This is a genomic window from Acinetobacter sp. YH01024, assembly GCF_013420195.1.
In the GTDB taxonomy this organism is placed as follows: Bacteria; Pseudomonadota; Gammaproteobacteria; order Pseudomonadales; family Moraxellaceae; genus Acinetobacter; species Acinetobacter amyesii.
On record NZ_VOYQ01000044.1, the window covers coordinates 16,304 to 27,738 of the forward strand.

General features: G+C 40.5%; 8 protein-coding genes, 3 pseudogenes and 1 other annotated feature. Of the genes and pseudogenes, 2 read left to right on the forward strand and 9 right to left on the reverse strand.

Annotated features, from left to right (window positions below; translation table 11 throughout):
* Positions 1-19 precede the first annotated feature (19 nt).
* The 6 genes from FTT88_RS14195 to FTT88_RS14220 all read right to left on the reverse strand — a co-directional run bounded on the left by FTT88_RS14195 (position 20) and on the right by FTT88_RS14220 (position 6,090).
* On the reverse strand, positions 20-865 hold the full coding sequence (locus tag FTT88_RS14195) for a transporter substrate-binding domain-containing protein (protein ID WP_111885234.1): 846 nt from the start codon (positions 863-865) through the stop codon (positions 20-22).
* 200 nt (positions 866-1,065) lie between these two features.
* The gene (locus tag FTT88_RS17470; protein WP_111885199.1) at positions 1,066-2,574 is read right to left on the reverse strand and encodes an amino acid ABC transporter permease/ATP-binding protein; all 1,509 of its coding nucleotides are present in this window, start codon (positions 2,572-2,574) and stop codon (positions 1,066-1,068) included.
* A gap of 258 nt (positions 2,575-2,832) precedes the next feature.
* The gene (argE, locus tag FTT88_RS14205) at positions 2,833-3,969 is read right to left on the reverse strand and encodes an acetylornithine deacetylase (RefSeq protein ID WP_180174054.1); all 1,137 of its coding nucleotides are present in this window, start codon (positions 3,967-3,969) and stop codon (positions 2,833-2,835) included.
* Between the two features lie 3 nt (positions 3,970-3,972).
* Positions 3,973-4,953, reverse strand: a complete 981-nt coding sequence (locus tag FTT88_RS14210; RefSeq protein WP_180174055.1) for a LysR family transcriptional regulator — start codon at positions 4,951-4,953, stop codon at positions 3,973-3,975.
* A gap of 30 nt (positions 4,954-4,983) precedes the next feature.
* Complete coding sequence (locus FTT88_RS14215; protein WP_078190011.1) at positions 4,984-5,655, reverse strand: DUF1028 domain-containing protein; 672 nt, start codon at positions 5,653-5,655, stop codon at positions 4,984-4,986.
* Between the two features lie 21 nt (positions 5,656-5,676).
* The gene (locus FTT88_RS14220) at positions 5,677-6,090 is read right to left on the reverse strand and encodes a RidA family protein (protein ID WP_078190012.1); all 414 of its coding nucleotides are present in this window, start codon (positions 6,088-6,090) and stop codon (positions 5,677-5,679) included.
* 574 nt (positions 6,091-6,664) lie between these two features.
* On the opposite strand from FTT88_RS14220, the pseudogene FTT88_RS14225 reads away from it, so the two are divergent.
* Positions 6,665-7,066: pseudogene (locus FTT88_RS14225) on the forward strand (Fic family protein); the annotation flags it as partial.
* 228 nt (positions 7,067-7,294) lie between these two features.
* Here FTT88_RS14225 and FTT88_RS14230 read toward each other — a convergent pair.
* A pseudogene (locus FTT88_RS14230) lies at positions 7,295-8,059 on the reverse strand (urease subunit alpha); the annotation flags it as partial.
* A gap of 246 nt (positions 8,060-8,305) precedes the next feature.
* Here FTT88_RS14230 and FTT88_RS14235 point away from each other — a divergent pair.
* Positions 8,306-9,525 (forward strand): IS3 family transposase gene (locus FTT88_RS14235; RefSeq protein WP_180174056.1). Its coding sequence is split into 2 segments (ribosomal slippage): positions 8,306-8,582 and positions 8,582-9,525, totalling 1,221 coding nucleotides; the frame shifts between segments, so codons are not numbered across the junction.
* Positions 8,581-8,697 (forward strand) — a sequence feature (AL1L pseudoknot). Its footprint overlaps the gene before it by 117 nt.
* Here FTT88_RS14235 and FTT88_RS14240 read toward each other — a convergent pair.
* Complete coding sequence (locus tag FTT88_RS14240; protein WP_257233089.1) at positions 9,522-10,865, reverse strand: hypothetical protein; 1,344 nt, start codon at positions 10,863-10,865, stop codon at positions 9,522-9,524. The genes FTT88_RS14235 and FTT88_RS14240 overlap by 4 nt on opposite strands.
* Before the next feature lie 137 nt (positions 10,866-11,002).
* Positions 11,003-11,113: pseudogene (locus FTT88_RS17550) on the reverse strand (hypothetical protein); the annotation flags it as partial.
* Between the last annotated feature and the right edge of the window lie 322 nt (positions 11,114-11,435).

Sequence of the window (11,435 nt, forward strand, 5' to 3'; positions counted from 1 at the left end):
TTGCTCATCCTATTCGCTTTTATTTATTCATGACTGCTGCAATGTCTTCTTCAGTCGGTGCTTTTAAGCCATATGCAGTCAAAATTTCTTCATATTCGCCTGAGGCTTTAATACGATTCAAACCTTCCTCAACGAGCTTATACGTTTCGGTATCACCTTTACGGATGCCAATACCTCCTACTGTCGGGAAGAATTGTTCTGTCGACGTAATCTTCACTTTGCCAGCTAAGCTAGTTTCAGCCGCTTTCATGACTGCGGCATCGTCATATTGGATTTCTACAGCATGCGCTAATAGCGCCTGCGTGGTTTGCGGCGATGTTTCAAACTCACGGATCATCAGCGCTTTCTTACCATTTGCTACACAATTTTTCGCTGAAATTTCATGTGCCTGAGTTGAGAACGCAGTACCTTTCATTACGCCCACTACAGCACCGCACAAATCATTTGGCCCTTTAGGTGCAAGCTTGGAATCATGACGCACCAGCAATGAAATATCTGTTTTGTAGTAAGGGATCATATCAATCTGTTCAAGACGCTCAGGCGTGATGTACATAGATGAAAATAAAATATCGTACTTTTCGCCTTTCAAACCAGGGATCAGATTCGCCCAGCGTGTATCCACCCAGTCGGCCTTATAGCTACCGTCAACTTCAGCAATCTTTTCCATGATTTCAACGCTGACACCGCTTGGCACGCCATCTTTCAAATACTCGTATGGAGGGAAAGTCAGGTCTGAACCTACAGTGACCAAACGTTTTTCTGCTACCGGCGCTGCCGAATCTGCAGTTGGTTCTGACTGTTTCGAGCAGCCAGCCAATAGTAAACCGCCAACGATAGCCCCAATGAACATTGATTTATTTTTCATACCCCATCCACCCAACTCTTTATGTTTATCTGTCATTTGAAGATAGAACAAACATATACAGAATCCGATTTGGATTTTTTTATGCAAAGCTTTATAAAAATAGAATTTAAAATTTAGCGATTAAAATATGAAAAAAGCAGCCAATAATGACTGCTTTCTTTAATTTAAATAGAAATACTACTTAGAGGTTTTATAAAAAGTTAATCCTTGGCAATAAATTTTTGGAACCGCTCATTATCAGACTGCATTAATGCTTCTGGTGTATCATTTAATACCACATGACCGTTTTCCATAAACATTACACGATCAGATACTTGAAAAGCAAAGCGCATTTCATGGGTCACAATAATCATGGTTAAGCCTTCTTGTGCCAATTCTTCAATCACTTTCAGCACTTCATTGACCAATTCAGGGTCTAATGCTGAAGTTGGTTCATCAAACAGAATAATCGACGGCTGCATGGCTAGCGCACGGGCAATCGCCACACGCTGCTGCTGACCACCTGAAAGCTGGTGCGGAAACTTATTGGCATGCCTTTTCATACCGACTTTTTCCAACATCGCTAAAGCCGTAATTTTGTTATCCAGCACCGTACCGCGCTTGTGATACAGCGGTGCAAGCATGACATTTTCCAAAATCGTTTTATGCGGAAACAGGTTAAAGCTTTGGAACACCATTCCGACATTTACAATTTGCTGTTTATATGCAGGCGATTCATCAGTTAATTCCTGATCTTTTAAGAAAGGCTGACCCAATAAATTGACTGTGCCTTTATTCAAGCTTTCTAAGCCATTTAAAGTACGGATAAATGTCGTTTTACCTGAACCCGATGGCCCAATAACGGAAATGACCTCACCCCATTTCACTTTTAAATCAATCCCTTTCAGGACTTCATGCTCACCATAGGCTTTATGAATATCAATAGCTTCCAATGCATATTCGCCATTGCGTTCAGTATTGATCTCTTTACGCGCACGCACAGAAGCTTGCGGCAGCTGCAGCAGCGGATCATTTTCTGCCAGCATCCCTGGTTTACGGTTCGTAATATCTATACGGCGTTCAAACCAGCCGAGCAACCAGCCAAAGACAGTCACGATCAGCACATAATAGAATGCTACGGCCAGCATGGTTTCCATCACCAAAAAGTTTTGGGTATATAAACGCTGACCGACCAATAAAATTTCAGTGAGTGAAATGACCGAAACCAAAGATGTGAGTTTTACAATGGAAACATATTCATTACCCAGTGCTGGAAGCGCAACACGAAAGGCTTGCGGAATCATCACTAAACGCTGAATGCCTGAATATTTCATGCCTAGCGCCTTACCCGCTTCAATTTGCCCCTTATGCACCGCTGTTAGACCGCCACGGTGAATCTCTGCAATATAAGCCGCTTCACTTAAAGTCATAGCAATCAGACCTGCAATAAATGGCGACGCCAAAAGCACACTCGAAGCTGGGAAAATTTGCGGCAGGTTATAAACAAAAACCAGCAGCACCAGCAGCGGTAAGCTTCTAAAGAACCAAATATAAAGATCACTCGACCATGCCAAAGGTTTGAATTTAGACTGTTTGCCCAACGCCAGTACAAAGCCCAATACAATGCCGACCACCCAAACCAATACGCTGAGTTCAATGACGGTCCAAGTTGCGGCCCAAAAGTTTTTATGTGAAAACAAACTGAATGTATAAGACCAATTAAAATCCATTCAATACCCCACTCGCATGATTCTGTTCTATTTCCTTTGTTATAGCGAACTTTGAGTGAATAAGTAATTTTGAAAAATTGAGGTCTTAATACAGAAATAATTAAGCAATAAAAAAGGCCAGATAACTGACCTTTTAAAAATTTGCACATCTACGGCATTTATAATAAACACTGTAGTTACCTTTTTATAATTATCTAAAAACAAATATAAATACAAGCTTTATTTTTAAATAACTTAAGCATTATAAATCAAAGCTGATTATACCCTTAAACTCATATAAAGCTTTTCTAAGAAAATATCACACTGCTGCAGCTGATCTATATCTACATATTCATTCGGTTTATGCGCTACAGCGATATCTCCCGGGCCACAAACCATCACAGGACAATGCAGCGCCCCTTGGAACAATCCGCCCTCAGTACCAAAGGAAATATTGCCTATAGAGGTTTCTTCTGGCAACAGGCTTTGAATAAACTGAACCGCCTCAATGGTTTTGGAGGTTTTCAGCCCTGGATATTGGTTGACTTCTTCAACCTCAATGTGACTGCGGAAGTCATCCTGTATTTGACTTAATATCTGCTCTTGAATAAGACTGCTGCTGTCCTCCGCCAAATGACGGATTTCATAATCCACCACACAGCTGTTCGGTACAATATTCAGCGCTGTCCCACCATTAATCTTACCCACATGCACCGTGCTGTAAGGAATATCATAGCCAGCGTCCTTATGTCCTTGTTGACGGAGGTTCTGCTGAATGGTTTGCAAAGAAGTCACCAGCTGGCTGGCCACATGGATCGCATTGACATAATTAGGCGCTAAAGCCGAATGCCCCTCTTCACCGCAGCAGCGGGCGCGGAATACCGTTTTGCCTTTATGCGCCAATGCCAACTGCATCATGGTCGGCTCACCAATCACACATAAGATAGGGGAAATAATCGTGGAAGCCAGTTGATCTAAAATCCCACGTACACCAATACAGCCTATTTCCTCATCATAAGAAATACACAAATGCAGCGGACGTTTGAGCTCTAATTTTGAAGCTTTCAACATGGCGATGATGGCACATGCTAAAAAGCCTTTCATATCCGCTGTTCCGCGGCCAATAATTCTTCCGTCTTTATGCGTCGCTTCAAAGGCTGGCGAATCCCACTGCTGCCCCTCTACCGGCACAACATCTGAGTGGCCAGACAAAAGAATACCCGCCTGATCACGCGGTCCCACACTGGCCAATAAATTAGCCTTGCTCTGTTCTGCATTAAAATTCAGTTCTGTAAAAATACCGTTTTGCTCAAATAATTTTTGAACATAAAAAATAAACGCTAAATTGCTTTTATAAGATGTTGTATCAAAAGAAATCAATTTGTCTAACAGCTGTATGCTGTTTATTTCAGTCACTATTTATGCCTCTTCCAGTACAGGCTTTGCCTTTACATGCGGATCAAAGAAATGTGCATCGCCCATACCGGGTATGTATTGATTGGATAGGAATGCACGGCAGCGGCTGATGAATGCCTGCGACACCGTATTCAGATTTGCATTTTTTGCAGTCGCCAAACCAATTTTCATCGGACGGTTATCGCCTGCTATACGCAAGCGGACGAGTCGCTTGCCGTCTAATGAATAATTATTTTTCGGGCGCACATTTAAAATGGTATAGCCCAGATTATTGGCTACCATCGAACGGACGACATCCACATGGCGCGAAGTATGCGCCACCAACGGGCTTAACTTATGCTTACGGAACAATGAAATAAAGTAATCATTACTGAAAGGCATATCTAAAAGCACCATCGGCAGTTCTGCCAGTTCTTCTAAAGTCACCGCCACATTTTTTGCTAGAGGATGCGCTTCACTGACCAAAACATGCGGCGGCAGCACGGCCAAAGGTTCAAAATTAATCAGGTCATGATCAATATTTAAATCATAAGTCAATGCGACATCCAATTCATTACGCGCCAACTGGCTCAACAAAATCTGCTGATCATCCTCACTTAGCTCCAAAGTGACATTTTTATATAAATTGGCAAAGCCATGAATGATTTCTGCATAAATCATAGGTGAAAATGCAGTAAAGCAGCCGAGCTTTAAGGGCCCACGGATAGAACCTGAAAAGTCAGCAGCCAAAGCATATAAGCTGCTGGCCTGACTTAAAATGATTTTGCATTCCTGCATGACTTTTTCGCCAATGCTGGTCAGCATTAAGCCTTTTGCATGCTGGCGAATAAATAGCTGTACTTGCAATTCAGATTCTATGTGGGCTATCGCCGCTGAAATAGAAGGTGAAGAAACGTGAATTTTTTCAGATGCAATAATAATGCTGCCGCTTTCAGCTGTCGCAACAAAATATTGCATTTGACGTAAAGAAATTCGATTTAACAATGCCGCGTCCTTTTCAGCGCAGGCTAAGCATTATTCGTCGCCCGGTACACCATAACTTGGAGAGCTGGATGGATCTAAAGCCCGTGCAACATAATCCTCAACTTGCGGTTCATACACTTTCCAAAGCTGATACAAGTCCTCAATTGGAGTTTCAGACCAATCAACCCGAAGATTAATCACAGGCCATTCCAGTTTATCGACTACTAGAATACCTGCTGAATGAACTGGGCCAGCTTCGCCGCCTGCATCTAAACCAGCTTGCAGCGCTATAAGCAAACGCTCTGCCAAACTGCCGGATGCCTGATGAAAAGCGTCAACCATGGCCTGAGGAACATCTTCATTTGCAAGCAGATTTCCCGCACCAACAGCATGCTCCCCTACGCACTGAGAATGAACACCTAAGGTATATTTGCCGCTAAATGCAGCAGGCTTTTCATCAAAATTTAAAACCGTCAGCTGTCGATACTCAATAAAGTCGGTATTTTTGACCAATTCAGCAATCGCATCGTCTGGCGCCAGATCATATTTGGTCATATCTAGCAAAATATTTGCCAAGTATGGATCTGTAATGTTCTGAGATGTTGCAACACCCACACCGGCCTTGGCTTGAATGCACCGCGATGCAACAGCTGGAGAAGAAGAGCTGATCGCTCCTCCAAATTGCCCCGTTTTATGACAGCGGGCAATAATTGAAAATGTCATAGGCTGCGTTGCTCCTTTTACTTAGTCAGGAATAACTGCAGTTGCATCAATTTCAACCAGCCATTCAGGACGGGCAAGTGCCGAAACGACAATACCTGTTGAAACTGGGAACACGCCTTTTAGCCATTTGCCAACGACACGGTAAACATCTTCACGGTAGCGCGGATCAATAATATAGATTGTGATTTTGCAAATATCTTCAAGTTCACCGCCAGCTTCTTCGAGCAGCATCTTAATGTTATACATGGCTTGTTCTGCTTGGCCCGCAGCATCGCCAATGCATACGCTTTCAGATGTATCTAGGTTTTGTCCAATTTGACCGCGTAAGAACACTGTGCTGCCGCGTGCGACAACTGCTTGGCATAAGTCATTATCTAAATTTTGTTCTGGGTAAGTTGCTTTTGTATTAAAAGTTCTAATGCGTGTATGTTTCATCTGAAGTGTCCTCTGTTTACCACAGTTTCAGTATGAATCAATCACTTGTGAAGGCAATTTCCCTTTTCCGTGTTAGTGCTTCAAGTTTTCCTTACTAGATATATTTTATTAATTAGCCATATAAGATGTATTTTAAATCTTGAATATTTTTATTTTATAAAATTCACCACTGCATGAAATTTTTATTTTTTTATGTGATACATGCAGTGATACAAGATGTAGTCTTTTAAGTCGTAAAGAATTTATAAACTGGCAATAAAAAAGCCTTAAATCAATAAGATTTAAGGCTTTTTTTAATTTTGGTGGGATGGCGTCAATTGAACTCAACTCCTAAGCTATTGATTTAGTGAACCATAAAGTCAATAGCGTTTTACCTGTACCCACTTTTTACCCAAATTAGATTTAGCGCATTGAATCACAAAATTTATTTTGTTCAAATCCATTAACAGGATTTGAAATGGTGTACTGATTTTAACACGTATGCATTTAATATCAAAAGAAATGTTATAACGTTTCTTTTTTTATGTTTATTTTTTTCATGTATCCTTTAAGAATTCAACTATAAGGAAAAGTTATGTTTAAAAATATTGATGCTTTAAAAACAAAATTAGATCAGCATCGTCCTCTATCTCCCTCAATTGTAAAAAATCTACAAGAAGATCTCATTGTTCGTTGGACATACCACTCAAATGCAATCGAAGGCAATACACTGACATTGTTAGAAACAAAAGTGGTGTTGGAAGGCGTTACGGTTGGTGGAAAAGCATTACGAGAACATTTCGAGGCAATCAACCATAAAAATGCAATCTACTACGTTGAAGACATTATTCGAAAAGAAGAACCTTTTTCTGAATTGCAAATTCGGAATATCCACCAGCTTATTCTAAAAAATATTGATGATGACAATGCAGGACGTTATCGCCAACAGAACGTATTGATTTCAGGCGCTACGACTACACCACCCGAGGCTGATCTCACACCCAAGTTTTAATTAGCTTAGAGCTGTTCTAATTTTAAAATCTTTGTGCAACAAAGCCTGAAAGGACATGCCAGTTGGTTAAAACTAGTTTGGGCATCCTAAATACTCATGCTTAGTAAATAGAATCATTAGCCAAAAATCCATAAAGGAATTTATTCACGTTATGGATTTAAGACTTTAAATTTATGAGAGATTAGTTGGCTGGATTTTAAGCAAGATAACCAATTAAAACAAGAAATAACGTTGTGCCATTGGTAATACTTCTGCTGGCTCGCAAGTCAAATGCACACCATCTGCACGTACTTCATAGATTTCTGGATCAACTTCCATAACAGGCGCATAGGTGTTGAGTTTCATATCTGCTTTTGAAATATTTCGGGTGTTTTTACACGCTGAAATGATTTTCTTCAAACCTAATTTTTCAGACACACCATTATTAATTGCCACCTGAGACAAGAAGGTAATGCAGGTATTATGCACACCACGTGCATTTGCCCCAAACATTGGACGATAATGTACAGGCTGAGGCGTTGGAATTGAGGCGTTAATATCCCCCATTGGTGCGGCAGCAATCATACCACCTTTAATAATCATCGCGGGTTTCACCCCAAAAAAAGCTGGTTTCCAAAGTACCAAATCTGCTAGTTTACCTTCCTCAACCGAACCGACTTCATGACTCAAACCATGTGTAATCGCAGGGTTAATCGTATATTTAGCAATATAGCGTTTAACTCGATTGTTATCTCTATTTGGCGTATCACCCTCTAAAGGTCCACGTTGCACTTTCATTTTATGTGCCGTTTGCCAAGTCCGAATAATCACCTCACCTACACGTCCCATGGCCTGAGAATCAGAAGACATCATGGAAATTGCACCCAAATCCTGTAAAATATCTTCAGCAGCAATAGTTTCACGGCGAATTCGACTCTCAGCAAATGCAACATCTTCTGAAATTGCAGGGTCTAAATGATGACACACCATCAACATATCAAACAAAGCTTATCTTTTCAGTTTTCTGAAATCTGTATATAGTCAATATACTTGCCTTGTCAGCCCCCACAAAGCATGGACTCTAACGTAAATTAAAAAGGCACTGCTGAGCAGTGCCTTTTTATGAGACTTAGTTTCAATCCCAATTAATATACATATTGCAAAATTAACTGTGCATAAGTATTGGTGTCTGTATTGAACCGTACCGGGTTTGTCGGAGACCACTTTTCTTGAGAGAATGTCCCGATGAAAAAAGTAAAATACACCCCTGAAATCAGAGAAAGAGCGGTTCAATTACTAATTGAATCTGAAAAAGATTATCCATCGAATTGGGCAGCAGTTTCCGCAATTGCTCCTAAAATTGGCTGTACTCCTGAAACACTACGTGTTTGGTATCAAAAATACTTAGATCAACAAAATCCCGCCAAAGTACAACAGGTATCTGACCAAGAAAAAATGAAGCAAATGGAACGTGAAATTAAAGAATTAAAACGTGCCAATGAAATTCTACGTAAAGCAGCCGCTTTTTTCGCCCAGGCGGAGCTCGACCGCCCACACAAATAATGGTGGATTTTATCCTTAACAATAAAGATCGATATGGTGTTGAGGCGATTTGTAGGATTTTACCGATCTCAGCTTCTACCTATTATCGAACACTAGATATTGCTGAAAACCCAGAACATCGAGCAAAGCGAGATCTACATGATTTGCATCATGCTGAACAAATTAAACGAATTTGGAAAGAAAGTTCAGGTCGATATGGTGTACGTAAAGTTTGGCAACAATTGAAACGTGAAGGTTATATTATCGCACGTTGTACAGTTGCTCGATTGATGCAGAAGCTAGGTATACAAGGTGTTTGGCGTGGTAAGAATAAACAAACCACCCGTAACCGAGATGATCAAAAAAGAGCGGATGATTTAGTGAAACGTAATTTTAATGCTGATCATCCTGACCAACTGTGGGTGAGTGACTTTACGTATATTCAAACTCATTCAGGCTGGGTCTATACCGCCTTTATTATTGACGTGTTCTCACGAGCAATTGTTGGATGGAAAGTATCTACACGGATGAATACAGATATGGTGCTCGATGCATTGGAGCAAGCATTGCACGATCGAGGTATGCCTAAGAATGTGATTCATCATTCCGACAGAGGTGTGCAATATCTTTCCATTCGTTATACCAATCGTTTAGAAGCAGCAAATTTACGAGCATCAGTCGGTACGACTGGTGATTCATACGATAATGCTTTGGCTGAAACGGTGAATGGCTTATACAAAACAGAGGTGATTGAATATTTAAAAGCGGATTGGCAAGGTTTAGCGGATGTACAACTTGCGACACTAAACTGGGTAGATTGGTTCAATAAAGAGCGTGTACACAGTGCACTGGGTTATGTATCGCCTTTTGAGTTTGAAGCAATGTACTATGATAAGATTAACCCGTTAGGTCAGGTGGCCTAACTTAAATAAAAAAGTCTCCGACAAACCCGGTACGGTTCAGTATCTCCCAATTGTGACCCGCCATGATCGGCATCTTTTTTTGGCTTATAGAAACCTACTAAAGGAATTACATTAATATTTTGATTCGGTGACCAAACAGCAAATAGATCAATTTCACTAGCATCTAAATCACCATAAGATTTATCAATGGTATCGAATTGATAGGCTAATGCACCTAAATGTAGATTTTCTTTCACAGAGGCTTGTATTGAAAGCTGATGAATTCTTGTATTGGTGCTATATGGACCTGAGTAGTTTGCTGCAACTTCACCTTGGAACCACGTACCAAAACCAGCATCGGTATTACCATAGAACAAACCGTCATAGTCTTTAGAGAATGAAGATAAACGATAACCTAATGTTGGCTGATATTTCACTTGATCAAAGGTATATTGCGCAGAAGCATACCAAGCATTCTCATTCCCCTGCTGTTGATCTTGATAAACATATTCTGCAGCCAATGCCAGCTGTTCATTCATTTGTGTTTTAGCACGAATTGCAACATCTTTGATGTCATTACGTGGATTTTCATCCCCACCATCTACATCTGTGACTTGTAAATAAGTTAAGCCAAAATCTGCATTTGCATACTTGTATTCCCAATCTGTAGACCACAGTTTAGGTTGAGCTTGTGCTTTGTTACTCGATTCTAAATAGTACCAATGTGTTTTTAGCGCATCATTGATCTGATAATGTAATACAGCTGTTAAATCAAAACTTTGACGTGCAGCTAAGTAATAGCCACCACCACGGTTAAGTTCATCACCGTAGCCTTTACCAAAATTTAGTGCATCCCCTGCGACCAAAAAACCATCTGCAATAACTACACTTTGACGACCCACACTTGCATCAATCGTCGCTTCTTCTGCTGGGCCATTACGCCAACCCAATGTCCACTGTTCCAATGAGGTTTTACGCTCATCCCCCGTGGTAATACTCGCAGCATCTCCATCGCCAAATGTACCTGAGCTTAAACCGATCACACTGCTATAGGCTATACCTTGGCCCAGTTGGTATTCAGCATCAACGCCATATTTAGCCACTGCTTCTTGCCATGTTTTTTGGCCTTCATCAACGGCGCCTAAATAACTTTTTTGACTGTTAAAAATACCATAAGTCACATCAACAACAGGTTTAACTGTCAGTTGTTGCGATACTTGTATTGCTTCTGCAAGCGCACTTTGACAGCCCAATGTTGCCAATAATAATGTCGGATAAATAATACGTTGCATAATTCCCCCTGCATGTTGCTTTAAACTGATGTCACGCTCAGATGTACATTCATGGCAGGTATTCATCATTGAATGGTTCAATATAGAAGCTGGCTGCCTATACTGTTTAAAACTAGAACAGCATGATGAAAAAAAAATCATCCCTAAGGATGATTTTTGAGAAAAGCAGCAAGTTTTTTTAGAAATTTCAGATATCAAGCTGTTTATTACGTAATATGAGTCGCTTGTTTATGGGGAAACAAAAGTAACCCTTCTAAGCCAAAGGAGAAGCCAAGACCTGAGGTTTTCCAGCCTACAAATGGTGCTGCAGGTGATAAATGTAATAACAGTTAATTCACAGATTTGGATGGATTCTATCGAGATTTTTGAGCTTATACTTCATCCGAAAATATGAAATCCATATCGAAGACGGCGTGAATAACGATGTTTTGACAAATTGGATACCAAACAATTTCTCATAGTACCTAGAAATACTTGAAAGACTAGAATAGAAAATTCGTCGTCCTCTATACTGATGTGTGCTGAAAAAACAGGAGGTTTTAACTTGGTAAACTAAACACACTCATCAGGAGTTTACCATGAGCAAGAAACACAAGACTTACACCACAGAATTTAAAGCTGAAGCCATCAAATTAATTG